Source organism: Marinibaculum pumilum (genome assembly GCF_042646425.1).
Taxonomy (GTDB): domain Bacteria; phylum Pseudomonadota; class Alphaproteobacteria; order Ferrovibrionales; family Ferrovibrionaceae; genus Marinibaculum; species Marinibaculum pumilum.
This window is the reverse complement of sequence record NZ_JBHRTR010000024.1, coordinates 43,885-67,588: the sequence shown is the minus strand read 5'-3', so window position 1 is coordinate 67,588 and position 23,704 is coordinate 43,885. Positions and strand designations below refer to the sequence as shown.

The 23,704-nt window shown below is 68.7% G+C and carries 22 protein-coding genes and 1 tRNA gene; 21 read left to right on the top strand and 2 right to left on the bottom strand.

Features of this window, described 5'->3' with window-relative positions:
* Positions 1 to 382 precede the first annotated feature (382 nt).
* From secY to ACFOGJ_RS10360, 16 genes are all read left to right on the top strand, one after another.
* Complete coding sequence (gene secY, locus ACFOGJ_RS10435; protein WP_379899989.1) at positions 383 to 1,729, top strand: preprotein translocase subunit SecY; 1,347 nt, start codon at positions 383 to 385, stop codon at positions 1,727 to 1,729.
* Positions 1,726 to 2,373, top strand: a complete 648-nt coding sequence (locus ACFOGJ_RS10430; protein ID WP_379899986.1) for an adenylate kinase — start codon at positions 1,726 to 1,728, stop codon at positions 2,371 to 2,373. The genes secY and ACFOGJ_RS10430 overlap by 4 nt, the downstream gene beginning before the upstream one ends.
* 492 nt (positions 2,374 to 2,865) lie before the next feature.
* On the top strand, positions 2,866 to 3,234 hold the full coding sequence (gene rpsM, locus ACFOGJ_RS10425) for a 30S ribosomal protein S13 (protein ID WP_379899984.1): 369 nt from the start codon (positions 2,866 to 2,868) through the stop codon (positions 3,232 to 3,234).
* Positions 3,235 to 3,432: 198 nt separating this feature from the next.
* Complete coding sequence (gene rpsK, locus ACFOGJ_RS10420) at positions 3,433 to 3,825, top strand: 30S ribosomal protein S11 (RefSeq protein WP_379899983.1); 393 nt, start codon at positions 3,433 to 3,435, stop codon at positions 3,823 to 3,825.
* A 240-nt stretch (positions 3,826 to 4,065) separates the two neighbouring features.
* Positions 4,066 to 5,082 carry a DNA-directed RNA polymerase subunit alpha gene (locus tag ACFOGJ_RS10415; protein ID WP_379899981.1) on the top strand — a complete coding sequence of 339 codons (1,017 nt, stop codon included), beginning with the start codon at positions 4,066 to 4,068 and terminating at the stop codon, positions 5,080 to 5,082.
* Between the two features lie 68 nt (positions 5,083 to 5,150).
* Positions 5,151 to 5,573, top strand: coding sequence for a 50S ribosomal protein L17 (gene rplQ / locus ACFOGJ_RS10410; protein WP_379899980.1), 423 nt, complete (start codon positions 5,151 to 5,153; stop codon positions 5,571 to 5,573).
* Positions 5,574 to 5,729: 156 nt separating this feature from the next.
* Positions 5,730 to 7,196, top strand: coding sequence for a Do family serine endopeptidase (locus ACFOGJ_RS10405; RefSeq protein ID WP_379899979.1), 1,467 nt, complete (start codon positions 5,730 to 5,732; stop codon positions 7,194 to 7,196).
* A gap of 97 nt (positions 7,197 to 7,293) precedes the next feature.
* Complete coding sequence (locus ACFOGJ_RS10400; RefSeq protein WP_379900034.1) at positions 7,294 to 8,583, top strand: replication-associated recombination protein A; 1,290 nt, start codon at positions 7,294 to 7,296, stop codon at positions 8,581 to 8,583.
* A 68-nt stretch (positions 8,584 to 8,651) separates the two neighbouring features.
* Positions 8,652 to 9,062, top strand: coding sequence for a fluoride efflux transporter CrcB (gene crcB / locus ACFOGJ_RS10395; protein ID WP_379899978.1), 411 nt, complete (start codon positions 8,652 to 8,654; stop codon positions 9,060 to 9,062).
* 49 nt (positions 9,063 to 9,111) lie between these two features.
* The gene (locus tag ACFOGJ_RS10390) at positions 9,112 to 10,119 is read left to right on the top strand and encodes an RluA family pseudouridine synthase (protein WP_379899976.1); all 1,008 of its coding nucleotides are present in this window, start codon (positions 9,112 to 9,114) and stop codon (positions 10,117 to 10,119) included.
* A 131-nt stretch (positions 10,120 to 10,250) separates the two neighbouring features.
* Complete coding sequence (locus ACFOGJ_RS10385) at positions 10,251 to 10,511, top strand: hypothetical protein (RefSeq protein ID WP_379899974.1); 261 nt, start codon at positions 10,251 to 10,253, stop codon at positions 10,509 to 10,511.
* A 22-nt stretch (positions 10,512 to 10,533) separates the two neighbouring features.
* Entirely contained in the window at positions 10,534 to 11,268 is a 735-nt protein-coding gene (locus tag ACFOGJ_RS10380) for an HAD-IA family hydrolase (RefSeq protein ID WP_379899972.1), read from the top strand.
* Positions 11,269 to 11,318: 50 nt separating this feature from the next.
* Positions 11,319 to 12,020 carry an ATP12 family chaperone protein gene (locus ACFOGJ_RS10375; RefSeq protein ID WP_379899970.1) on the top strand — a complete coding sequence of 234 codons (702 nt, stop codon included), beginning with the start codon at positions 11,319 to 11,321 and terminating at the stop codon, positions 12,018 to 12,020.
* A 205-nt stretch (positions 12,021 to 12,225) separates the two neighbouring features.
* Complete coding sequence (locus ACFOGJ_RS10370) at positions 12,226 to 13,758, top strand: acyl-CoA carboxylase subunit beta (RefSeq protein WP_379899968.1); 1,533 nt, start codon at positions 12,226 to 12,228, stop codon at positions 13,756 to 13,758.
* 12 nt (positions 13,759 to 13,770) lie between these two features.
* Positions 13,771 to 15,765 carry an acetyl-CoA carboxylase biotin carboxylase subunit gene (locus tag ACFOGJ_RS10365; protein WP_379899966.1) on the top strand — a complete coding sequence of 665 codons (1,995 nt, stop codon included), beginning with the start codon at positions 13,771 to 13,773 and terminating at the stop codon, positions 15,763 to 15,765.
* Between the two features lie 37 nt (positions 15,766 to 15,802).
* Positions 15,803 to 16,105, top strand: coding sequence for an acylphosphatase (locus tag ACFOGJ_RS10360; RefSeq protein WP_379899964.1), 303 nt, complete (start codon positions 15,803 to 15,805; stop codon positions 16,103 to 16,105).
* 27 nt (positions 16,106 to 16,132) lie between these two features.
* Here ACFOGJ_RS10360 and ACFOGJ_RS10355 read toward each other — a convergent pair whose 3' ends face one another.
* Together ACFOGJ_RS10355 and lipB are read right to left on the bottom strand one after the other, a co-directional pair.
* Positions 16,133 to 18,094, bottom strand: a complete 1,962-nt coding sequence (locus ACFOGJ_RS10355) for a carbamoyltransferase C-terminal domain-containing protein (RefSeq protein WP_379899962.1) — start codon at positions 18,092 to 18,094, stop codon at positions 16,133 to 16,135.
* On the bottom strand, positions 18,091 to 18,765 hold the full coding sequence (lipB, locus tag ACFOGJ_RS10350; protein ID WP_379900032.1) for a lipoyl(octanoyl) transferase LipB: 675 nt from the start codon (positions 18,763 to 18,765) through the stop codon (positions 18,091 to 18,093). The genes ACFOGJ_RS10355 and lipB overlap by 4 nt, the downstream gene beginning before the upstream one ends.
* A 159-nt stretch (positions 18,766 to 18,924) precedes the next feature.
* Between lipB and ACFOGJ_RS10345 the strand changes: the two genes are divergently transcribed.
* The 5 genes from ACFOGJ_RS10345 (at position 18,925) to ACFOGJ_RS10325 (ending at position 23,687) form a co-directional block, all read left to right on the top strand.
* Positions 18,925 to 19,158, top strand: coding sequence for a FliM/FliN family flagellar motor switch protein (locus ACFOGJ_RS10345; protein WP_379899960.1), 234 nt, complete (start codon positions 18,925 to 18,927; stop codon positions 19,156 to 19,158).
* A gap of 140 nt (positions 19,159 to 19,298) precedes the next feature.
* Positions 19,299 to 19,385, top strand: a tRNA-Leu gene (locus tag ACFOGJ_RS10340).
* A gap of 214 nt (positions 19,386 to 19,599) precedes the next feature.
* Entirely contained in the window at positions 19,600 to 19,764 is a 165-nt protein-coding gene (locus tag ACFOGJ_RS10335) for a hypothetical protein (protein WP_379899958.1), read from the top strand.
* Positions 19,765 to 20,156: 392 nt separating this feature from the next.
* Positions 20,157 to 22,478, top strand: coding sequence for an NADP-dependent malic enzyme (locus tag ACFOGJ_RS10330; protein ID WP_379899956.1), 2,322 nt, complete (start codon positions 20,157 to 20,159; stop codon positions 22,476 to 22,478).
* Positions 22,479 to 22,514: 36 nt separating this feature from the next.
* A complete protein-coding gene (locus tag ACFOGJ_RS10325) occupies positions 22,515 to 23,687 on the top strand; it encodes an isovaleryl-CoA dehydrogenase (RefSeq protein ID WP_379899954.1) in 1,173 nt (390 codons plus the stop codon).
* Positions 23,688 to 23,704: the final 17 nt, after the last annotated feature.

The following is a 23,704-nucleotide window of genomic DNA, read 5'->3' as shown; positions in this document are numbered from 1 at the left end:
GCCGCCGCCGCGGCGGCGGCAAGATGAAGCCGAAGGCCGAGGCCGGCGCAGCAGCCTGATCACAGGCTCGTTCGTCGGGGGCGGCGCGCAGGCACTTGCGGTCTGCCGCACCGCCGCCCAATATCGCCACCCGTCCGCCGCAGCGGCTTCCGCCGGGCATCGCCCGGCGCCGATCGCCGGGCCGCGGCGACCTGGACCGCGCCTGTTGACCGGCGCGCGCCCGGACCGGGAACCAGGCAGGCCGACAGGCCCGGCGCCGCCGACCCGGGGTGCATGATCCCCTGATCGCGGCGGGACCGGCAGGCCGGGTTTCCGCACGGTCCGCTGACGCGCCCCGGGCCATTGCCGGGCGGCCCGCACCGACAGACGAGGAGCACCCGCAATGGCGTCAGCCGCGGAGCAATTGGCGGCCAACCTGAACTTCGGCGCGATCGCCAAGGCCACCGACCTTAAGAAGCGCATCTGGTTCACTCTGGGGGCGCTGATCGTCTATCGCCTGGGCACCTACGTGCCGCTGCCGGGAATCGAGCCCGGCGTCATCCAGGACATCTTCAACCAGCAGCAGGGCGGCGTCCTGGACATGTTCAACATGTTCTCGGGCGGCGCGCTCGGCCGGATGACGATCTTCGCGCTGAACATCATGCCGTACATCTCGGCATCGATCATCATCCAGCTGCTGACCACCGTCTCGCCCCACCTGGAGCAGCTGAAGAAGGAAGGCGAGAGCGGCCGCAAGAAGATCAACCAGTACACCCGCTACGGCACGGTGCTGCTGGCGATGGTGCAGTCCTATGGCATCGCCGTCGGACTGGAGGCACTGGCGGCCGGCTCCGCTGTGCTGGAGCCCGGGCTGTTCTTCCGCGCGACCACGGTCATCACCCTGACCGGCGGCACCATCTTCCTGATGTGGCTGGGCGAGCAGATCACGCAGCGCGGCGTCGGCAACGGCATCTCGCTGATCATCTTCGCCGGCATCGTCGCGGAACTGCCCTCGGCGCTGGCGACCCTGCTGGAGCTGGGCCGGTCCGGCTCGCTCTCCACCGCCTTCGTGATCCTGGTGCTGATCGGCATGATCGCCGTCATCACCTTCATCGTCTTCATGGAGCGTGCGCAGCGGCGGATCCTGGTGCAGTACCCGAAGCGCCAGATGGGCAACAAGATGTTCGGCGGCGAAAGCTCGCACCTGCCGTTGAAGCTGAACACGGCCGGCGTGATCCCGCCGATTTTCGCCTCCAGCCTGCTGCTGATGCCGTCGGCGGTGGCGCAGTTCTCGACCGGCGCCACCAACCTGCCGGACTGGGCGACCTTCGTCGTCGGGCAGCTGGCACACGGTCAGCCGATCTTCATGATCCTGTACGGGGCGATGATCATCTTCTTCGCCTTCTTCTACACGGCGATCGTGTTCAACCCGCAGGACACGGCCGACAACCTGAAGAAGTATGGCGGATTCATTCCCGGCATCCGGCCGGGCCAGCGGACGGCGGAATATCTGGACTATGTCCTGACCCGCCTGACCATGGTCGGCGCGCTCTACCTCGCCGCGATCTGCCTGCTGCCCGAGTTCATCATGGGCCGCTTCGGGATGACCTTCTTCTTCCTCGGCGGCACCTCGCTGTTGATCATGGTCACGGTGACGATGGACACCGTGTCGCAGATCCAGTCGCACCTGCTGGCCCACCAGTACGAAGGGCTGATCAAGAAAGCGAAGCTGAGGGGAGCACGCCGATGAGGCTGATACTGCTGGGACCGCCCGGCGCCGGGAAGGGGACCCAGGCGCAGCGGCTGGTCGAGCGCCACGGCATTCCGCAGCTGTCCACAGGGGACATGCTGCGGGCCGCCGTGAAGGAGGGGACGGAGCTGGGCCGCAGGGCCGCTGCGATCATGGAGCGCGGCGACCTGGTGCCGGACGAGGTGGTGGTCGGCATCATCGACGAGCGGCTGGACCATGACGATTGCGCGAAGGGGTTCATCCTGGACGGCTTTCCCCGCACGCTGGGCCAGGCCGAAGCGCTGGACAGCATGCTGGCGGCGAAGGGCCAGTCGCTCGACCATGTGATCGAGATGAAGGTGAACGACCAGGCGCTGGTGGAGCGAATCACCGGTCGCTTCACCTGCGCCAAGTGCGGCGCCGGCTATCACGACCGCTTCAAGACGCCGAAGGTCGAGGGGGTCTGCGACGTCTGCGGCAGCACCGAATTCACGCGGCGGAAGGACGACACGGCCGAGACCGTGACGTCCCGCCTGAAGGCCTATCACGAGCAGACGGCGCCGCTCCTGCCCTACTACGGGGCGAAGGGCGTGCTCGGCAAGGTCGACGGGATGGCCGATTTCGACGAGGTGACCCGCCAGCTGGAGGCAATCGTCGCGGCCTGAGCGGGCAGGGGGACCGCAGCCGGCAAAGCCGGGTGCGGCATTGCGGTCACGCGACAAGAATTTGTGCATATCCATTGTTGACTGAGGGGCGACAACCCATATAATCCCGCGGCTCAGGCCGTCCGGGTCATGGGCTCACCGGACTCCAGCCACTCAGATCGACTGCACAAATCGTGATGCTCGGCGATGCACGGCATCTGCGGCGGTGATCTGCACATGCGGATCGGTCCTGCCCGGACAGCTCAACGGCGGGCAGTTCGACGGCGGGCAATTCGAAGGCGGGCAGCGTCCGAGGGGCGGTGTCTGCCCGTCTGCGGGGCCGCTTCGGCCCGTCGCAGGCGACGGCCAAGGCGGAAGCCGGGCTAAGCGGTGATGGCAGCGCCATGGCCCCGGACCAGTGTCCGATCGGCCCGGCGGTGGAAAGTCTGAGTAATGGCGCGCGAGGCCCGGATAGCGGGCCGGTCGGCGCAACGCGAAAGCAGGAGACAGCGCGTGGCACGTATCGCTGGCGTGAATATCCCGTCCAACAAGCGGGTGGAGATCGCTTTGACCTACATCTACGGCATCGGCCGGATGAAGGCGAAGGAGATCTGCAGCAAGGTCGGCGTGCCGGCGGAGCGGCGGGTCAATGAGCTGACCGAGGCCGAGATCATCGGCGTCCGTGAGGTCATCGAGCGCGACTACCGGGTCGAAGGCGACCTGCGGCGCGAAGAGGCGATGAACATCAAGCGGCTGATGGACCTGGGCTGCTATCGCGGCCTGCGCCACCGGCGCGGCCTGCCGGTGCGCGGTCAGCGCACGCACACCAATGCGCGGACCCGGAAGGGTCCCGCGAAGCCGATCGCCGGCAAGAAGAAATAGCGGCCGGACGACGGCAGCAAGCAGCGGCGTTCCTGCGGCGCCGGCCCGGCGGGGGAGGCCCGGCGGACCGGTCGCACGCAGGCCGCCTTTTATGGTTTCTGGGTACGGCATGGCCGGTCGCCGTCAGGCGGCGCGATCATGCCGATGCAGGCGGCGGACCGAGGGTGTCCGGGAGCGCCTTCAGCATTTGGATTAGGCATGGCACGAGAAAAGACCACCCGCATCCGCAGGCGCGAGCGCAAGAACATCACCAATGCGGTCGCGCATGTGAATGCCACCTTCAACAACACCATGATCACGATCACCGATGCCCAGGGCAATACGGTGGCCTGGTCGTCGGCCGGCGCACAGGGCTTCAAGGGATCGCGGAAATCGACCCCCTATGCCGCACAGGTCGCCGCCGACAATGCCGGCCGCAAGGCGGCCGAACACGGTGTGAAGACCCTGGAGGTCGAGGTGCGGGGCCCCGGCTCCGGGCGGGAATCGGCGCTGCGTGCGCTGCAGGCCGTCGGCTTCAGCATCACCACGATCCGCGACGTCACGCCGATCCCGCACAACGGCTGCCGGCCGCGGAAGCGGCGGCGCGTCTGAGCCCTGGCGGCGCCGTCGCGACGGCGCCGCGACCGCCGGCCCGGCGTGGCCGCTCCCGAGGGGGCCTGCCGCGCCGCGCCATGGGCGCTATGCCGGACCGGACGGCGCGCCCGAGACAGATACCAGAGCCGGGACCGGCGGAACGTGGCAGCCCGTCCGGATCGGCCGCACCCTTGCGGCGGCTCTGCGATGCGGACGGTGCCGGACGCCGGCCGCCGATGCCAGCGATGAGGTGAGCACGTGATTCAGCGAAACTGGACGGAGCTGATAAAGCCCAACAAGCTGCAGGTGGAAAGCGCCGGCGAGCAGGGCCGGGTGGCCACGCTGGTCGCCGAGCCGCTGGAGCGGGGCTTCGGCCTGACCCTGGGCAATGCCCTGCGCCGGGTGCTTCTCTCCTCCCTGCAGGGTGCGGCCGTCACCGCGATCAAGATCGACGGTGTGCTGCACGAATTCTCGTCGATTCCCGGGGTGCAGGAAGATGTCACCGACATCGTTCTGAACGTGAAGAGCCTGGCCCTGCGCATGCATGGCGAGGGGCCGAAGCGGATGACCCTGACGGCGACGGGGCCCTGCGAGGTCACCGCCGGCATGATCGAGACCGGCCACGACATCGAGATCATGGACCCGGACCTGGTGCTCTGCACCCTGGATTCCGAGGCCGCGATCCGCATGGAGCTGACGGTCGAGGCCGGCAAGGGCTATGTCTCCGCCGCGTCGAACCGGCCGGAAGATGCGCCGATCGGCCTGATCCCGGTGGACGCGCTGTACAGCCCGGTGCGGAAGGTCTCCTACAAGGTGGAGAACACCCGCGAAGGCCAGGTCCTGGACTATGACCGCCTGTCGATGCGGGTGGAGACCAACGGCACGGTGAACCCGGACGACGCGGTCGCCATCGCCGCCAGGATCCTGCAGGACCAGCTGCAGCTGTTCATCAACTTCGAGGAGCCGACCAAGCGCACCGAGGAGGCTATGCCCTCGGAGCCGGAGTTCAATCCGAACCTCCTGCGCCGGGTCGACGAGCTGGAGCTGTCGGTCCGGTCGGCGAACTGCCTGAAGAACGACAACATCGTCTATATCGGCGATCTGATCCAGAAGACCGAGAGCGAGATGCTGCGGACGCCGAACTTCGGCCGCAAGTCGCTCAATGAAATCAAGGAAGTCCTCGCGCAGATGGGGCTGCATCTCGGCATGCACGTGCCGAACTGGCCGCCAGACAATGTCGAGGAAATGGCGAAGAAGCTTCAGGAGAACTACTGAGGCAGTACTGTCATCCGGCCCGGCGGCGATCGTGACGATCGCGCCGCCGGCCGGCGAAGGAGTTACCCATGCGGCATCGTAACGCCCATCGCAAGCTGGGCCGACGCTCCCAGCACCGTCTGTCCATGTTCGGCAACATGGCGTCCTCGCTGATCAAGCACGAGCAGATCCGGACCACCGTGCCGAAGGCCAAGGAACTGAAGCCGATCGTCGACCGGCTGATCAGCCTGGGCAAGCGGGGCGACCTGCATGCCCGCCGTCAGGCGCTGGCCAAGCTGCCGGAGAAGGCGGCCGTGGACAAGCTGTTCGACACCCTGGCGGAGCGCTACGCCGACCGCACAGGCGGCTATTGCCGGATCGTCAAGGCCGGCTTCCGCAAGGGCGACATGGCGCCGATGGCGGTGCTGGAACTGGTCGATCGCGACCCGACGGCCAAGGGGCTGGATTCCGGCCCGGTCGACGAGGACGAGGACGAAGCCCAGGCTGCCTGACGCAGCCTGCGTGATCCTGACGGGCCCGATGGGGCCGGCCGAGTCGGCCGGGCCTTCCGGGCCGCCGTCCAGGCATCGCCGCGCCGCCCGGCGCGGCGCCGAACGGACCCGGCGCGCCCCGTTGCAGCGGGAGCGCGCCGGTTCTATGTCAGGGGCATGAGCAGCCTGACACAGCATCCCGCCAGCCTCCGGCAGGTCGTCCGCCACCTGCTTCCGGCCATGCTTCTGGCCGCCGCCCTGCAGGCCGTTCCCCTGGCCGCGTCGGTCGCCGCCGAACGCCAGCTGCCGCAGTCGCAAGGCCAGGTCCTGCTGTCCTTCGCGCCGGTCGTGAAGAGCGCCTCGCCGGCGGTGGTGAACATCTATGCCAGCCGTCGCGTGGTGCGCCGCGCGCCGTCGGCCCTGTTCAACGATCCCTTCTTCAAGCGTTTCTTCGGCCCCGACCTCGGCCGCGCCTTCGGCGGCCAGACCCAGGAGCGGGTGGAGAATTCCCTCGGCTCCGGCGTGATCGTCGATCCGGACGGCGTCATCGTCACCAACCGCCATGTGGTCGAGGGCGGCGACGACATCACAGTGGCATTGCCCGACCGGCGGGAGTTCGAGGCCCGGGTCCTGCTGTCGGATCCGCATTCCGACCTGGCCATCCTGCAGATCGACACCGGGGACGAGGCCCTGCCGCACCTGGAACTCGCGGAGATGGCGGAGCTGGAGGTCGGTGACCTGGTGCTTGCCATCGGCAATCCCTTCGGGCTGCGCCAGTCGGTCACCTCCGGCATCGTCTCCGCCGTCGGCCGCACCGGGGTCTCGCGCCTGGACACTCATTCCTTCATCCAGACCGACGCGGCCATCAACCCCGGCAATTCCGGCGGCGCCCTGGTGACCCTGGACGGCCGGCTGGCCGGCGTGAACACCCTGATCTTCTCGGAAGGTGGCGGCTCGGACGGCATCGGCTTCGCGATCCCGGCCGACCTGGTGCGCGCCGTGGTCGCCGATGCGCTGGCCGGCGACGGGCTGCGCCGGCCCTGGCTCGGCGCGGCCGGCCAGGCGGTCACCTCCGACATCGCCCGGTCGCTGGACATGGGCCGGCCGCACGGCGTGCTGGTCAGCAATGTCCACCCGCGCGGCGCCGCCGCGGATTCCGGCCTGCAGCGCGGCGACATCATCACCGCGATCGACGGGCGGACGGTGGACGACCCGCAGGCGCTGAAGTTCCAGATCGCCACCCGCCGGCCCGGCGACGAGGTCGACATCGAGGTGCGGCGCGACGGCACCCCGACCCGGATCCACATCCGCCTGGCCGAGGCGCCGGAGGATCCGCCCAGCGACCGCACCGCCATCGACGGCCGCAACCCGCTGGCCGGTGCGACCGTCGGCAATCTCTCGCCCGCGCTGGCTCTGGAACTCGGCCTCGACCCCTTCGTGGAAGGCGTGGTGGTCCTGGAGATCGCCCGCGACAGCCGCGCCGGCTACTACCGGCTGCAGCGCGGCGACATCCTCGTCTCCCTCAACGAACAGGAACTGGTGCTGGTCGACGACCTGCTGCAGGAACTGGAGGCCGACCGCGGCAGCTGGCACCTGCGGCTGCGCCGCGGCACCCGGATCCTCAATCTCGAGGTGCGCTCTTGAGCCCTTCCTGCCGCTGCCGCAAGGGCGGGGGGCGCGGGCAGCGGGGACCGGTCCGGTGAGCGACCGGGAGCCGCAGAACCTGTTCGCCGCCGCCGGCATGGAGGCGGAAGCGCCGCGGCCCCTGGCCGACCGGCTGCGGCCGGCGAACCTGGACGAGGTGGTCGGGCAGGATCATCTGCTGCGACCCGAGGGCGGGCTGCGGCGCCTGCTGCAGGCGCGGCACCTGCCCTCGCTGATCCTCTGGGGGCCGCCGGGCACGGGCAAGACCACCATCGCGCGCCTGCTGGCGCGGGACTCCGACCTGGAGTTCACCGCCCTGTCGGCGGTCTTCTCCGGCGTGGCCGACCTGCGCAAGGCCTTCGACGAGGCACGGGCCCGCCGCCGCGAGGGTCGCGGCACCCTGCTGTTCGTGGATGAGATCCACCGTTTCAACCGGTCGCAGCAGGACGGCTTCCTGCCCTATGTGGAGGACGGTACGGTGACCCTGGTGGGGGCCACCACCGAGAATCCCTCTTTCGAGATCAATGCCGCACTGCTGTCGCGCGCCCAGGTGCTGGTCCTGCACCGGCTGGACGATGCGGCACTGGAGGCCCTGTTGCAGCGGGCGGAGGCGGCGCTGGGCACGGACCTGCCGCTGCAGGCGGAGGCCCGTACGGCGCTGCGCGCGCTGGCCGACGGCGACGGGCGCTATCTCCTGAACATGGCCGAGCAGATCGATGCCCTGGCACCGGAGGCGCCGCTGGACACGGCCGGGATGGCGGACCTGCTGCAGCGCCGTGCGCCGCTCTACGACAAGGCGCAGGACGGCCACTACAACCTGATCAGCGCGCTGCACAAGGCGCTGCGCGCCTCCGACGTCGATGCCGGCCTGTACTGGCTCTCCCGCATGCTGGATGCGGGCGAGGAGCCGCTCTACATCGTCCGGCGCCTGGTGCGCTTCGCCTCGGAGGATATCGGCCTGGCCGACCCCAACGCCCTGCAGCAGGCCCTGGCAGCGAAATCCGCCTACGACTTCCTGGGCTCGCCAGAGGGCGAGCTGGCGATCGCCCAGGCCACGATCTACCTGGCGGTCGCGCCGAAATCGAATGCCGCCTACAAGGCCTTCGGCGCCGCGCACCGGGCGGCGCGCGACACCGGCTCCCTGATGCCGCCGCTGCACAGCCTCAACGCGCCGACACGGCTGATGAAGGATCTGGGCTATTCGGCCGGCTACGCCTATGACCATGACAGCCCGGAGGCCTTCTCCGGCCAGGACCATTTCCCGGAGGGCATGCGGCGGCAGCGCTTCTACCGGCCCAGCGACCGGGGCGTGGAGGCGCGTATCAGCGAGCGGCTGGCGAACTGGGAAAGGCTGCGACGCGAGCAGCGGGGGCGCGATTCCGGTTGATTGCGGCGGGCGCGCGACGCACTGTGCGCGCCGCCGCGGATCGGACATGGGGCAGGGCAGGATCGAACATGGCCGCACATTCCCTGATGGTGCCCGTCGCCATCGCCATCGGTGGCGCCTGCGGGGCGCTGGCGCGGCACTATTTCGGGGCCGCGGTGATGCGGGCGCAGGCGCATCTGATCGGCGGGCATTTCCCGACCGGCATCCTGCTGGCGAACATCCTCGGCTCCGTCGCGATGGGCCTGCTGGTCGGTGGCCTTGCTTCCCGGCTGGAACTGGGGCTGGTGGGGCGTTCCGCCCTGCAGGTCGGGTTCCTGGGCGCCTTCACCACATTCTCCACCTTCTCGCTCGACACGATGCTGCTTTGGGAACGCGGCACGCATCTGCTTGCCATCGTCTATGTCGTCGCCTCCGTTTCCCTGGCCGTGGCCGGGCTGGTCGGCGGCATGCGGCTGGGCCATTGGCTGGTGGCCGGCTGAGCCGGCAGGGCCGCGGGGCGGGGCCGAGGAAGAGGGAGCCGATCGGGCGATGACCCAGGTGGAGACCCGACAGGTCGCAGAGGACGAAGCGGAACTGCGCCTGGACCGCTGGTTCAGGCGGCACTTCCCCGAGCTGCCGCATGGCCGGCTGGAACGGCTGCTGCGCACCGGCCAGGTGCGGGTGGATGGTGCCCGCGCCAAGGCGGGAACCCGCCTGCAGCCGGGCCAGTCGATCCGCGTTCCGCCGCTGCCCGCACCCGACCCTGCGGCCAGGACCGCCGCCGGCGGTGCCAGGGCGGCAGCCGGGCCGGCGCGGCCGGCACAGGCGGCGCCGCGCCCGGCGGACATCGCGATGCTGCGCGATCGCGTCCTGCACATGGACCCGCAGGTAATCGTCCTCGACAAGCCGGCCGGCCTGGCGGTGCAGGGCGGCACGAACCAGCAGCGCCACATCGACGCCATGCTGGACGGCCTGCAGTTTGATGCGAAGGAGCGGCCGCGCCTGGTTCATCGCCTGGACAAGGATACCTCTGGCGTGCTGGTGCTGGCGCGCAGCGCGGCGGTGGCGGCGAAGCTGGCTGCGGCCTTCCGTGGCCGCGACGCCCGGAAGGTCTACTGGGCGGTCACCGCCGGCGTGCCGCAGCAGCCGGAAGGACGGATCGTCATGCCGCTGGTGAAGGCGGGCCGGCCCGGCGGCCAGCGCGTGCAGGTCGACGACGAGGAGGGGCAGGCCGCGGTCACGGACTACCGGGTGCTGGACCGGGCGGCACGCCGCGCCGCGCTGGTGGAGCTGCAGCCGCTGACCGGGCGCACCCATCAGCTGCGGGTCCATTGCGCGCAGATCGGCGCGCCGATCCTCGGCGACGGCAAGTATGGCGGCGCCGCGGCGCATCTGCCGGGCGGTGTGGCACGCCGCCTGCATCTGCATGCGCGCCGGATCACGATGCCGCACCCGGCGGGCGGGGTGCTGGATGTGGCGGCCGAATTGCCCGAACATATGCGGGAGACGATCGCATATCTCGGCTTCGCGGCCGAAGAGACAAGGGACCGGCATTGATCGTGGTGACAAGGATCGCCATGATCGAAGGGCGGGAGGGGCCGAGTAAATCGGACACGACCCTTATTGACCATGCGGGACAGTTGCGTGCTGCCCTTGGCAGATGCGCGCCAATGATCGGGAAGTGAGCCGTGCAGTACTACATTGCCGACACCCATGTGGACGGAAAGGCGGTCAAGCTCATCTACGTGAGCTATGAGGCGATCTCGACCGACGACATGGCCAAGCGCAGCGTCTCCGCGCTGTCCCGCCGGCTGGAAGGCTATACCGTCGTCCTGGTGGCCAATGACCTTTTCAACAAGCCGGAATTCGTGGGGCCGCCCTGGGCGGTCGACTATCTGGAAGACCGCTCGATAGAAGACTTCAACTGGCACCTGACGACCATCGAATAGCCCTCCCGCCGCGGCCGCGCCGATGGCCCGGATCACCGCCCCATCGCCCCTGCGCCTCGTGATCTTCGACATGGACGGCACCCTGGTCGATTCCGCCGGCGTCATCGTGGCGGCGATGCAGGCCGCCTTTGCCGAGACCGGTCGCCCGGCACCGGCGCCGTCGGCCGTGCATGGCGTCATCGGCCTCCACCTGCCGGAGGCGATGGCCCGGCTCTGCGCCGCCATCGGCTGCGATGTTCCGGAAGGTGCGGCCGCCGCCGCGCTGACCGGAGCCTATCGCCACCATTTCCTGCGGCTGGACAGCGACCCTGAACAGGGATCGATGCTGTTCCCGGGCATCCCCGCCGTGCTGGAACGGCTGGAGGCGGACGGCCTGCTGCTGGCGGTGGCCACGGGCAAGGGTCGGCGGGGGATGGAGCGGGTGCTGGACGGGCATGGCCTGCTGCAGCGCTTCGTTGCCACGCGCACGCCGGACGAGAGCCCCGGCAAGCCGCATCCCGGCATGGTGCTCGACCTGCTGGCGCTGACCGGTGCCGATGCCGCCGACACGGTGGTGGTGGGCGATTCCCTGTTCGACATGGACATGGCGCGCAATGCCGGCGTTGCAGCGCTCGGCGTGTCCTGGGGCACAGCGCCGCCGGCGCTGCTGCGTGATGCCGGCGCCATCGCGGTGGCCGGCACGCCGGAGGAGATCCCGCCGCTGGTTGACCGGATCCTGGCCGACCGCAGCCTCGGCCCCGCAGTGAGCGGGGCATAGCGGCCGCAAGGCGATTGAACTGGCCGGCCCGGCCATGGCAAAGCAGCGTCATGACGAAGCGTTTCTACAAGACGGTTACCGTCCATCCCGATGCGGACGGCCATGCCATCCGCCTCGATGACCGGCCGCTGCCGACCACGACGCGGCGCAACCTGGTTCTGCCGACCCCGGACCTGGCGGAGGCGATCGCCGAGGAATGGCGGGCGCAGGGCGACAAGGTGGATCCGCTGAGCATGCCGCTGACCCGGCTGGCGAATACCGGCATCGACCGGGTCGCCGGCGAGCGCGACCGCTATGTCGCAGAGCTCGTCCGCTACACCGACACCGATACCCTGGCGTATTGGGCACCGGATCCGGCCGAACTGGTGGCGCGGCAGAGGGCGGAATGGCAGCCGCTGCTCGACTGGTTCGCCGAGCATGTCGGCCATCCGATGCAGACCACCTCCGGCATCTCGGCGGTCAGCCAGCGACCCGAGGTGGCGGCGGTGCTGAGCGCGCGGCTGGCGGCGCGCAGCGACCTGGCGCTGGGCGCGCTGCAGACCCTGGTGGCGGTCTCCGGTTCGGCTGTCGTGACCCTGGCCCTCGATGCGGGCCGGCTCGATCCGGAAGCCGCGTTCCGCGCGGCCTTCCTGGACGAGCTGTACCAGGCGGAGGTCTGGGGCACGGACCGCGAGGCGGAGCAGCGACGCCGCGCGATCGCCGAGGACATGGCCCAGACCGCGCGCTTCCTGCTGCTGCTCGACGGGCGCTGACCGGCCGGCCTCTGTCCGGCGGGGCGCAGTCCCGGAAGCCGCCGCCCGCCGCGGGCGAATCTGGCCACCGCCGCGGCATCATGCTATCGAACCCATGATCTGGGGGGACGCGCGCAATCGCGGGCATGATCTGCGCCGCTGCGGCGCGTCACGATCCGTCTCCCGTCCCACCCCGCCCGGCCAACACACAAACAAAAGCGGAAGAATGCGCGATATCGTCAAGCTGCTCGAAGAGAAGCGCGCCGAGGCCCGGATGGGCGGCGGCGAGCGCCGCATCACGGCGCAACACGGCAAGGGAAAGCTGACCGCCCGCGAGCGGCTGGAGCTTCTCCTCGACCCCGGCTCCTTCGAGGAGTGGGACATGTTCGTCGAACATACCTGCAGCGATTTCGGCATGGAGGAGCAGAAGGTCCCCGGCGACGGCGTGGTCACCGGCTACGGTTCCATCAACGGGCGCCTGGTCTTCGTCTTCAGCCAGGACTTCACCGTGTTCGGCGGCGCGCTGTCGTCGCAGCATGCGGCAAAGATCTGCAAGGTGATGGACAAGGCGATCCAGGTCGGCGCGCCGGTGATCGGCCTGAACGATTCCGGCGGCGCCCGCATCCAGGAAGGGGTCGACAGCCTGGCCGGCTATGCCGAGGTGTTCCAGCGCAACGTCAATGCCTCCGGTGTGGTGCCGCAGATCTCCGTGATCATGGGTCCCTGCGCCGGCGGCGCCGTCTACAGCCCGGCGATGACAGACTTCATCTTCATGGTGAAGGATTCGTCCTACATGTTCGTTACCGGACCGGACGTGGTGAAGACGGTCACGCAGGAGGTGGTGACCCAGGAGGAGCTCGGCGGCGCCATCACCCACACCACTAAGTCGGCCGTGGCCGATGTCGCGTTCGAGAACGATGTCGAGGCGCTGCACCAGGTGCGCCGCTTCTTCGACTTCCTGCCGCTGTCCAACCGCCACGACGTGCCGCGGCAGGCGACCGCCGATCCGTCGGACCGGCAGGAGATGTCGCTCGACAGCCTGGTGCCGGCGAACCCGAACAAGCCCTACGACATGCTCGAGCTGATCCACAAGGTGGTGGATGACGGCGATTTCTTCGAGCTGCAGCCGGCCTATGCCAAGAACATCATCATCGGCATGGCGCGGATCGACGGCCGCACCGTCGGCATCGTGGCCAACCAGCCCATGGTGCTGGCGGGCTGCCTGGACATCGCCTCCTCCCGCAAGGCGGCGCGCTTCGTCCGGTTCTGCGACTGCTACGACATCCCGATCGTCACCTTCGTCGACGTGCCGGGCTTCCTGCCGGGCACGGCGCAGGAATTCGGCGGCATCATCAAGCATGGCGCGAAGCTCTTGTTCGCCTATGCGGAGGCCACCACGCCGAAGATCACCGTGATCACCCGCAAGGCCTATGGCGGCGCCTACGATGTGATGAGCTCCAAGCATCTGCGCGGCGACCTGAACTATGCCTGGCCGACGGCGGAGATCGCGGTGATGGGCGCCAAGGGCGCGGTGGAGATCATCTACCGCAGCGAGCTGAACGACCCGGAAAAGATCGCCCGGCGCACGGCGGACTACCAGGACAAGTTCGCCAACCCCTTCGTCGCCGGCAATCGCGGCTTCATCGACGACGTGATCATGCCGCACGGCACCCGCTGGCGGATCGCCAAGGGCCTGCGGATGCTCGAGAGCAAGCAGCTCGAGAATCCGTGGAAGAAGCACGACAATATCCCGCTGTAAGGGCCCCTCGCGATGTTCACCAAGATCCTGATTGCCAATCGCGGCGAGATCGCCTGCCGCGTGATGCGCACCTGCCAGCGGATGGGGATCGCCACCGTGGCGGTCTATTCCGACGCCGATGACGGCGCGGTCCACATGCGGATGGCCGACGAGGCGGTGCATATCGGCCCGGCCGCCGCGGCGGAGAGCTACCTGGTCATCGACCGCATCGTGCAGGCCTGCAAGGATACCGGCGCGCAGGCGGTGCATCCCGGCTATGGCTTCCTGTCCGAGAACCAGAAGTTCGCCGCTGCCCTGGAAGAGGCCGGCATCGCCTTCATCGGCCCGGGCCGCAAGGCGATCAGCGCCATGGGCGACAAGATCGAATCCAAGAAGCTTGCCAGCAAGGCCGGCGTGAACACGGTGCCCGGCTATCTCGGCGTCATCGCGGATGCCGACGAGGCGGTGAAGATCGCGGGCGAGATCGGCTATCCGGTGATGATCAAGGCCTCTGCCGGCGGCGGCGGCAAGGGCATGCGCATCGCCCGCTCCGACGACGAGGTGCGCGAAGGCTTCAAGTCGGCGATGAACGAGGCGCGCTCCTCCTTCGGCGACGACCGCGTCTTCATCGAGAAATATGTCGAGGAACCCCGCCATATCGAGATCCAGGTCCTGGGCGACAGCCACGGCAACGTGATCTACCTGGGGGAGCGCGAATGCTCCATCCAGCGCCGCCACCAGAAGGTGGTGGAAGAGGCGCCGAGCCCGTTCCTTGATGCCGCCACCCGCGCCGCGATGGGCGAGCAGGCCGTCGCCCTGTCGAAGGCGGTGGACTACCAGTCCGCCGGCACGGTGGAGTTCATCGTCGACCGCGACCGCAACTTCTACTTCCTGGAGATGAACACCCGCCTGCAGGTGGAGCATCCGGTGACCGAGCTGATCACCGGCATCGACCTGGTGGAGCAGATGATCCGGGTCGCCAATGGCGAGAAGCTGAGCCTGGCGCAGTCCGACGTGAAGCTGAACGGCTGGGCGATCGAGAGCCGCATCTATGCGGAGGATCCCTATCGCGGCTTCCTGCCGTCGATCGGCCGGCTGTCGCGCTGCCGCTTCCCCGACCTGGAAGGCGTGCGCGTCGATACCGGCGTGGAGGAGGGGTCGGAGATCACCATGTTCTACGACCCGATGATCGCCAAGCTCTGCGCCTATGGCGGCGACCGGGCGGAAGCGATCGACGTGATGCGGGCGGCGCTGGACCGCACCTGGATCGAGGGGATCTCCCACAACGTGGATTTCGTGAACGCGGTGGCCAACCATCCGCGCTTCCAGGAAGGCCGGCTGTCCACCAACTTCATCGCCGAGGAATGGCCGGACGGCTTCGAGGGCGCCGCGCTTGGCACCGAGACCCGCCACGCCCTGGCCGCCGTCGCCGCGCATCTGGAGCGGATCGGCCGCGCCTATGCGCGCACCGTCGGCACCGAGGCGCCGCCGGAGCTGCAGGGCCGCGACCGCTTCGTGGTCTGGCTGGACGAGGACCGCTACGAGGTCGAGATCAGCGCCGAGCCGGCGGCCCAGGGCTGGGCGCACCGGGTGTCGGTGGCGGGCGCGCCGCCGGTGATGATTTCCGCCCCCTGGCGGCCCGGGCAGACGATCTTCTCCGGCCAGATGGACGGGCTGGAACTGGCCCTGCTGGTGCGCCGCCACCGCGAGGGCTGGCGCCTGACCCTGCAGGGGGCGGAGGTGAAGGCCTTCGTCCGCACCCCGCGGGCGGCGGAGCTGGCGGAGCTGATGCCGGTGAAGCAGCCGCCGGATCTTTCGAAATTCCTGCTCTGCCCGATGCCGGGCCTGGTGGTCTCCATCGACGTGGGCGAGGGCGACCAGGTGAAGGCCGGCCAGCCACTGGCGGTCGTGGAAGCCATGAAGATGGAGAATGTGCTGCGCGCGGAGCGCGACGGCACCGTCTCCGTCATCAAGGCGAAGCCGGGCGACAGCCTGGCGGTCGACGAGGTCATCCTGGAATTCGAGTGACAGCCCTTCGCGCCAGCAGTCCGGAAGGAGCACCGCGATGCAATCGGTGAAGACCGTCCGCGTGGAGGTCAGCGGTCGCGTCCAGGGCGTCGGCTTCCGCGACTGGGTGCGCAACCTGGCCGTGGACCGCGCGCTCACCGGCTGGGTGCGCAACCGCCGCAGCGGTTCCGTGGAGCTGCTGCTGCACGGCAATGCGGCCCAGGTCGACCTGGTGGTGCAGGAACTGTGGATCGGCCCGCCGGCTTCCGCCGTCAGCAATGTCCGGGTCGAACCCTCGCTGCCCTTCGATGAGGGCGGCGCGGTCGACCTGACCAGCTTCGTGCGTCGGCCGGACGCCTGAGCCGGTCGCCTCGGCAGGCGGCAGCCGTCAGGATGCTTCCCGGCGGGTCTCCGCGCCGGACCGCCGCATGAAGCTGCGGCCGTCGACATACAGGCAGTCCAGCTCCGTCGACGCAAGAAAGGCCATGGCCTGCGCCGGCGTCTCCACGATCGGCTCGCCCGGGCCGTTGAAGGAGGTGTTGATCACGATCGGCACGCCGGTCAGCCGGAAAAAGGCCTGCAGCAATTCATGGAAGGCGCCGCAGGACGCATCCACGGTCTGCAGGCGCGCCGTGCCGTCCACATGGGTGATCGCCGGAACCAGGTCGGGGCGGAGCACTTCGGCCGTCAGCAGCATGTAGGGCGAGGGCAGTGGGGCGCCGGCGAACCAGTTCGCGGCTTCCTCCGCCAGGACAGCCGGCGCGAAGGGCCGCCAGCTTTCCCGGCCCTTGATGGCGTTCACCCGCAACAGGTTCGCGCCGTGACGCGGGTCCGCCAGGATCGAGCGGTGGCCGAGGGCGCGTGGTCCGATCTCGCTGCGCCCCTCGAACCATGCCACCACCTCGTTGCGGGCGAGTCGGTCCGCCGCGTCCGTGGCGGCATCCTCCACCGCGATCTCGACCAGGTCGCCGCGGAAGGTGTCATAGGCCCTGTCGACCTCGGCTGCCTGGCGGCAAGGCCCCAGATAGGGCGTGGTCGCTATGCGGCCGGGCGGCAGGTCGAGGATCTGGTGGCGCAGGAACAGGCCGGCCCCGATCGCGAGGCCGCTGTCGTTGCATCCGGGGTCCACGAACAGCCGGTCGAAGCCGCTCGCATGGGCAATCAGAGTGTTTGCCGGGCAACTGAGCGCGGTACCGCCGGTATGGCAGATCTGCGTCGCTGGCAGACCCGAATTCTCCAGCAGGCGGTGCAGGCAGCGGGCCGACGACAGGAGGGTCTGTTCCAGCAGCTTCTGCGAGCTGGCCGCGATGTCGGCGTTGATCGGAGCGGTGGCGACGGCCGGGCGGGCCAGCGGCCCGACATCGTAGCCCTGCGCATGTGCCTGCCGCTCGCAGTGGGACAACCATTCCTCGTAGCCCTCTGAGCTGTCGAGACCCCGGTCGTAGCGATTGCCGACGAAGTCCGGCCGGAAGAAGGCCGGTTCGCCGTAGGAGGCCAGGCCCATCAGCTTGCCGGAGGCGTCCCACCCGCCGAGCTTCAGGTGCCGGGAGATCAGCAGGTAGATCGACCCGACCGTGTTGTAGTGCGGGAACAGTGGATAGATGCGTCCGCCGCTGCCGTAGAGGAACAGTCCCGACAGATAGTCGGTGGCGCCGGCCCCGTCGTTCGACAGGATTCCCGCTTCCTCGAAGCCGGACTGGTGAAAGCTGGAAGCCGCGTGTGCCAGATGGTGGTGGACGCAGTATCCTGGGATCTCGCGGCCATGCAGGGTGACGGTGACCGGCAGGTCGAACTGGCGCAGCCGGGGTTGCAATGCCGCGAGGTCGATCCGTTGGCGGGCGATCTCTGCCAGGGTCCGGCACCGCTTCCAGTCCTCGGGAAAGATGTAGGTGTCTGGGAGGGGGATGTGGCGCCATGCGGTGGCGTCGTAGTCGCGCCCCTCCGGAAATATCGTGGTGATGAAAGCCTTGCTGCGGGCATCCTGGGCAGCGAGCAGGCTGCGAATGACGGGGTCGATCGACTGTGCGGCCTGTGCCCGTGCGCCATACTGCGCCGCGGTGGCAGGATCGTGCGACTCCGGATGCCCGGGGTGAAGGGTGAAGCGGATGTCGAGAGGGATCTCCGCCGGCAGTATCACTTCGATCCACTGCGATGAGACGATGGCGCAATAGTCGATATCGGCCACCGTCAGGCCGGCATCCTCCAGGGCCCTGTCGATCAGGTCGATCGAAAGGCCCATATGATGCTTCACGCGGGTGCTGCGTTCCCGCATCAGGCAGTTCCTGATCTGCCGCTCGTCCAGTACCGCGACCGCGGCGTCATGGCCGAAATTCAGGGCGAGGATGTTCATGTCGCGACCGGCAGTGCGGCGCAGGTTGCCGGGCGGCCCAGCGCGCCTGCGGTGTCGCGCAACGCGGCATCGACATCGGCCATGGTCGGCGTCAGTCCCAGGTCCCAGAGCGAGGTGACGCCATGTTCGGCGATGCCGCAGGGGACGATGCCGCCGTAATGGTCCAGGTCGCAGTCGACGTTCAGGCTCATGCCGTGGAAGGTCACCCAGTGGCGCACCCGCACGCCGATCGCGGCGATCTTGTCCTCGCGGCCGGCGGGCTGCGCCGGGTCCTGCCGGTGGCGGTCCACCCAGACGCCGACCCGGCCCTGCCGCCGCTCGGCGGTGACGTTGAAGCGGGCGAGGGTGTCGATCACCCATTGCTCCACGGCGCAGACGAAGCCGCGCAGATCGCGGTCGCGCCGCGACAGGTCCAGCATCACATAGGCAACCCGCTGGCCGGGGCCGTGATAGGTGTACTGGCCGCCGCGCCCGGCCTTGTAGACCGGGAACCGGTCCGGATCCCGCAGGTCGGCTTCCCGCGCCGAGGTGCCGGCGGTGTAGAGCGGCGGATGCTGCAGCAGCCAGATCAGCTCCGGCGCGGTGCCGGCACGGATCGCGGCGACCTGCGCCTCCATCGCCGCCACCGCCGCTTCATAGGGCACCGGCGCATAGTCGATCCGCCAGGCCACCCCGGGCAGGGCCGGCGCCGGCGCCGTCAGGCCCGTGTCGGACAGCAGCCTGTCTTCCGGCGGCAAGGGGGCGGGGCTGGACATCGGCTCGTCTCCGGCGGTTCGCGTGGTCATGGCGGCGGTGCTACACTCCGTCAACTTAGTGCGGAGGAGTGCTCCATGGCCAATACGGCTGTCGAAGATGTCGATGTCGAGATCTCCGTGGTGCTCGGCAAGGCGACGATGCCGATCAACCAGCTGCTGAAGATGGGCCGCGGCGCCGTGATCGAGCTGAACGCGAAGCTGGACGACCATGCCTGGATCTTCGCCAACAACAAGCTGATCGCCCGCGGTGAGATCGTCGTCTCGGGCGAGAATGTGGCGATCTCGATCACCGAGACGGTGAACCAGTAGCGGCTCAGGACGCAGGTCGGCGCCGCGCCCGTGGGGCGCCTGGTCGGCCGCCGCATTCCGCCCTTGCGGGGGAACGGCCGATTTGCTATCAGCCCTTTCCTTTCCACGGCAGGTGTCGGACAATCACGCCTGCCGCACGTGCGGTCGTGGCGGAATTGGTAGACGCGCAGCGTTGAGGTCGCTGTCCCGGAAACGGGGTGGAAGTTCGAGTCTTCTCGACCGCACCACACACTCTCTCCCCTGACATTCCTGCCGGAGATCCGGTCCCCTATCGCCCTCTCCGTCACCGCCCGCCTGGTGACCGGATCCGGGCGATCGGTGTCGCTGCATGTCGCCGCGTTGAGGACAGCGGCCGTCGACGCCATCTGCATCCCATCACATCCATTGGCATCGGGATCGTCGACCGGCCCCGATGTCAGGCTACAGGGAAAGGGGCATGACATGGAGCGGACCGAACAGGATGGCGGAGATGGCGCCGCGAGCGAGATTTCCGTCGACCGCACTCCCATCGACCGGATCCCGGTCGGGCAGCTCGACGATGTCGGCGGCGGTGGGTTCGATTTCTCCGGCTTTATCAATTCACTCGGCGAGAAGATGTTCGGCTGATCGACGTCGATGCATCGCGGGCCGAAGGCAGAGGTGCAGGAGGCGGGCCCGCCTTGTCCCCTGACGCTCCCCCAATGCTCGGAGAGCGGGCGGCCGCTTCGCTGCCAGGCGACGACCGCCCCGCGACCTGCCTGCAGAGCCGCCTTGAGCCTCGCCCTCTCCCCATCCCGCCTGCGCTGCCCGCAGGCCCCTGTGCCCGGGGCAGAGCGCCCCATGGCTGGCCTGGAACCTGCCGCAGAGCGCCATTCTCCCCGCTTGTCACGGCCGGTGCCGCCGCGCGATACTGCGTCTTGGCCGAAGCCAATACGGCTTATGGCATGACGCTCGCGTCATATCCAAAAAAACGACGGCAAGCCGTTGATTTTTCATAAGTAGAAGATCGGGAGAGGGTCATGGCGCAGGACCTGGACAGCCGGGCGCTTGCCTATCATCGCGAACCGCGGCCGGGGAAGCTGTCGGTCACGCCGACGAAGCCGCTGGGGACCCAGGCGGACCTGTCGCTGGCCTACAGTCCCGGCGTCGCCGCCGCCTGCCTGGCGATCCAGCAGGACCCGCTGAACGCCGCCCAGTACACGGTCCGCGGCAACCTGGTCGGCGTCATCACCAACGGGACTGCCGTGCTGGGCCTGGGCAATATCGGCCCGCTCGCCTCGAAGCCGGTGATGGAGGGCAAGGGGGTCCTGTTCAAGAAGTTCGCCGGCATCGACGTGTTCGATATCGAGCTGGCGGAAACCGATGCCGACCGGCTGGTCGATGCGATCTGTGCGCTGGAGCCGACGTTCGGGGCGATCAACCTGGAGGATATCAAGGCGCCGGAATGCTTCATCGTGGAGCAGAAGTGCAAGGAGCGGATGAACATCCCGGTCATGCACGACGACCAGCACGGCACGGCGATCTGCGTCGGCGCGGCGGCGATCAACGGCCTGCGGGTGGTGGAAAAGGATATCACCCAGATCCGCCTCGTCTGCACCGGCGCCGGCGCCGCCGCGCTGGCCTGCCTGGACATGCTGGTGGCGCTGGGCCTGCGGCAGGAGAACATCACCGTCGTCGACCTGGCCGGCGTGGTCTATGCCGGCCGCACCGAGCTGATGGACCCGTTCAAGGCGCGCTATGCGCGGGAGACCGACTGGCGGACCCTGGATGACGCGATCGGCGGCGCGGACATGTTCCTGGGCCTGTCGGGCCCCGACATCCTGAAGCCGGAGATGGTGAAGCGGATGGCGGACCGGCCGCTGATCCTGGCGCTCGCCAATCCGCGGCCGGAGATCATGCCCGACCTGGCGAAGGAGGCGCGCCCCGACGCGGTGATCGCCACCGGCCGGTCGGATTTCCCCAACCAGGTCAACAACCTGCTCTGCTTCCCCTTCATCTTCCGCGGCGCGCTGGATGTCGGCGCCACCACGATCAACGAGGAGATGAAGAAGGCGGCGGTGCATGCCATCGCCGAACTGGCGCTGGTAGAGACCTCCGACGAGGTGGCCAGCGCCTACGGCGCGGAAAGGGGCCTGGATTTCGGCCCCGAATACCTGATCCCCAAGCCGTTCGACCCGCGGCTGATCGTCAAGGTCTCCTCGGCGGTGGCGGAGGCGGCGATGGCCAGCGGGGTCGCCAGCCGGCCGATCGAGGACATGGCCGCCTACCGCCGGACCCTGGGCGAATATGTCTACAAGACCGGCTTCCTGATGAAGCCGGTGTTCGAGCGCGCGCGCTCGCGGCCGATGCGCGTGGCCTTTGCCGAGGGCGAGGAATGGCGCGTGCTGCATGCCGTCCAGACCGTGCTGGACGAGGGCCTGGCGCAGCCGATCCTGATCGGCCGCCGGTCGGTGGTGGAAAGCCGCATTGCCAAGCTGCACCTGCGGATGCGGCTGGACGACGAGGTGCAGCTGATCGACCCGGACAATGACTGGCGCTACGACGATTACTGGCGCGACTATCATTCGATCATGGCGCGCAAGGGCACGGACCCCGACATGGCGCGCTATGCGATCCGCACCAACCCGACCCTGATCGGTGCCATGATGGTGCGCCGCGACGATGCCGACACCCTGATCTGCGGCACCTTCGGCCAGCATCACCGGCATCTGCGCCGCCTGGTCGACATCATCGGCCTGCGCCCCAACGTGACGCAGCCCTCCTGCATGCAGGTGCTGGTGATCCCCGGCCGCGGCACGATCTTCATCGCCGACACCAATGTCACGCCGAACCCCACGGCGGAGGAGATCTTCGAACTGACCCTGCTGGCGGCCGACCATGTCAGCTATTTCGGCATCACGCCGAAGATCGCCCTGCTGAGCCACAGCAATTTCGGCTCCAGCGACGATCCCTCCTGCGTGAAGATGCGCCGCGCCACGGCGCTGCTGCACCGCCACGCGCCGCATCTGGAGGTGGATGGCGAGATGAAGGGCGACAGCGCGCTGAGCGAGGCGATCCGCCGCAAGCTGTTCCCGGAAAGCCCGCTGAGCGGCACCGCGAACCTGCTGATCATGCCCAATGTCGATGCCGCCAACATCGCGGTGAACCTGATCCGGCACCTGACGGAGGGGATCACCGTCGGGCCGGTACTGATGGGGCTGCAGAAGTCGGTGCATGCGGTGACGCAGTCGATCACCGCCCGGGGCCTGGTCAACATGACGGCGCTGGCGGCGGTGCGGGCGCAGGACCATTGCGACGGCAAGGTCGGTCCCCTGTTGCCGGCGATACGGGCGGCGGAGTAGGACCGCTTCAGTCAAGCGCGTGAGCGGGAGGAAAGAATGCTAGCCAACCAGATGCCCAGCCTGGATTTCGACCTGGGCGACATGGCGGACCAGATCCGCGACACCGTCTCGCGCTTCGCCTCCGACCGGATCGCGCCGCGGGCGGAGGAGATCGACCGCAGCAACGAATTCCCGCGCGACCTCTGGCCGGAGATGGGCGCGCTCGGCCTGCTCGGCATGACCGTGGAGGAGGAGCTCGGCGGCACCGGCCTGGGCTATCTGGAACATGTCGTGGCGATGGAAGAGGTCAGCCGCGCCTCTGCCTCGGTCGGGTTGAGCTACGGCGCCCATTCCAACCTCTGCGTCAACCAGATCCGCCGCTGCGGCAATGACGACCAGCGCGGCCGCTACCTGCCGAAGCTGATGACCGGCGAACATGTCGGCGCCCTGGCGATGTCGGAACCCGGTGCCGGCTCCGACGTGGTCGGCATGAAGCTGCGGGCGGCGAAGCGGGGCGACCGCTACGTCCTGAACGGCAACAAGATGTGGATCACCAACGGCCCCGATGCCGACGTGCTGGTGGTCTATGCCAAGACCGATCCGGAGGCCGGCCCGCGCGGCATCTCCGCCTTCCTGATCGAGAGGGGCTTCAAGGGCTTCTCCACCGCGCAGAAGCTGGACAAGCTGGGCATGCGCGGCTCCAGCACCTGCGAGCTGGTGTTCGAGGACTGCGAGGTGCCGGAGGAGAACCGCATCGGCGCCGAGGGCGAAGGGGTGCGGATCCTGATGTCGGGTCTGGACTACGAGCGTGCGGTGCTGGCGGCCGGCCCGATCGGCATCATGCAGGCCTGCATGGACGTGGTCCTGCCCTATGTGCACGAGCGCAAGCAGTTCGGCCAGTCGATCGGCGAGTTCCAGCTGGTGCAGGGCAAGATCGCCGACATGTACACGTCGATGAACGCCTGCCGGGCCTATGTCTATGCGGTGGCGAAGGCCTGCGACCGCGCCCAGACCACCCGCCAGGACGCCGCCGGGGCGATCCTCTACGCGGCGGAGAAGGCGACCCAGGTGGCGCTGGACGCGATCCAGCTGCTGGGCGGCAACGGCTATATCAACGAGTACCCGACCGGCCGCCTGCTGCGCGACGCCAAGCTCTACGAGATCGGCGCCGGCACCTCGGAGATCCGCCGCATGCTGATCGGCCGCGAGCTGTTCGGCGCCACGGCCTGAGGCCGCCCGGCCCGACC

What these genes read in the sequence shown, in the direction of transcription:
- ACFOGJ_RS10370 (WP_379899968.1), top strand. Translation starts at nt 12,226, where the DNA reads ATGCGCGATATCGTCAAGCTGCTCGAAGAGAAGCGCGCCGAGGCCCGG.
- ACFOGJ_RS10380 (WP_379899972.1), top strand. Translation starts at nt 10,534, where the DNA reads ATGGCCCGGATCACCGCCCCATCGCCCCTGCGCCTCGTGATCTTCGAC.
- ACFOGJ_RS10375 (WP_379899970.1), top strand. Translation starts at nt 11,319, where the DNA reads ATGACGAAGCGTTTCTACAAGACGGTTACCGTCCATCCCGATGCGGAC.
- ACFOGJ_RS10430 (WP_379899986.1), top strand. Translation starts at nt 1,726, where the DNA reads ATGAGGCTGATACTGCTGGGACCGCCCGGCGCCGGGAAGGGGACCCAG.
- ACFOGJ_RS10390 (WP_379899976.1), top strand. Translation starts at nt 9,112, where the DNA reads ATGACCCAGGTGGAGACCCGACAGGTCGCAGAGGACGAAGCGGAACTG.
- ACFOGJ_RS10355 (WP_379899962.1), bottom strand. Translation starts at nt 18,094, where the DNA reads ATGAACATCCTCGCCCTGAATTTCGGCCATGACGCCGCGGTCGCGGTA.
- ACFOGJ_RS10405 (WP_379899979.1), top strand. Translation starts at nt 5,730, where the DNA reads ATGAGCAGCCTGACACAGCATCCCGCCAGCCTCCGGCAGGTCGTCCGC.
- ACFOGJ_RS10365 (WP_379899966.1), top strand. Translation starts at nt 13,771, where the DNA reads ATGTTCACCAAGATCCTGATTGCCAATCGCGGCGAGATCGCCTGCCGC.
- ACFOGJ_RS10325 (WP_379899954.1), top strand. Translation starts at nt 22,515, where the DNA reads ATGCTAGCCAACCAGATGCCCAGCCTGGATTTCGACCTGGGCGACATG.
- ACFOGJ_RS10335 (WP_379899958.1), top strand. Translation starts at nt 19,600, where the DNA reads ATGGAGCGGACCGAACAGGATGGCGGAGATGGCGCCGCGAGCGAGATT.
- ACFOGJ_RS10330 (WP_379899956.1), top strand. Translation starts at nt 20,157, where the DNA reads ATGGCGCAGGACCTGGACAGCCGGGCGCTTGCCTATCATCGCGAACCG.
- crcB (WP_379899978.1), top strand. Translation starts at nt 8,652, where the DNA reads ATGGCCGCACATTCCCTGATGGTGCCCGTCGCCATCGCCATCGGTGGC.
- rpsK (WP_379899983.1), top strand. Translation starts at nt 3,433, where the DNA reads ATGGCACGAGAAAAGACCACCCGCATCCGCAGGCGCGAGCGCAAGAAC.
- ACFOGJ_RS10360 (WP_379899964.1), top strand. Translation starts at nt 15,803, where the DNA reads ATGCAATCGGTGAAGACCGTCCGCGTGGAGGTCAGCGGTCGCGTCCAG.
- rplQ (WP_379899980.1), top strand. Translation starts at nt 5,151, where the DNA reads ATGCGGCATCGTAACGCCCATCGCAAGCTGGGCCGACGCTCCCAGCAC.
- ACFOGJ_RS10400 (WP_379900034.1), top strand. Translation starts at nt 7,294, where the DNA reads ATGGAGGCGGAAGCGCCGCGGCCCCTGGCCGACCGGCTGCGGCCGGCG.
- ACFOGJ_RS10345 (WP_379899960.1), top strand. Translation starts at nt 18,925, where the DNA reads ATGGCCAATACGGCTGTCGAAGATGTCGATGTCGAGATCTCCGTGGTG.
- secY (WP_379899989.1), top strand. Translation starts at nt 383, where the DNA reads ATGGCGTCAGCCGCGGAGCAATTGGCGGCCAACCTGAACTTCGGCGCG.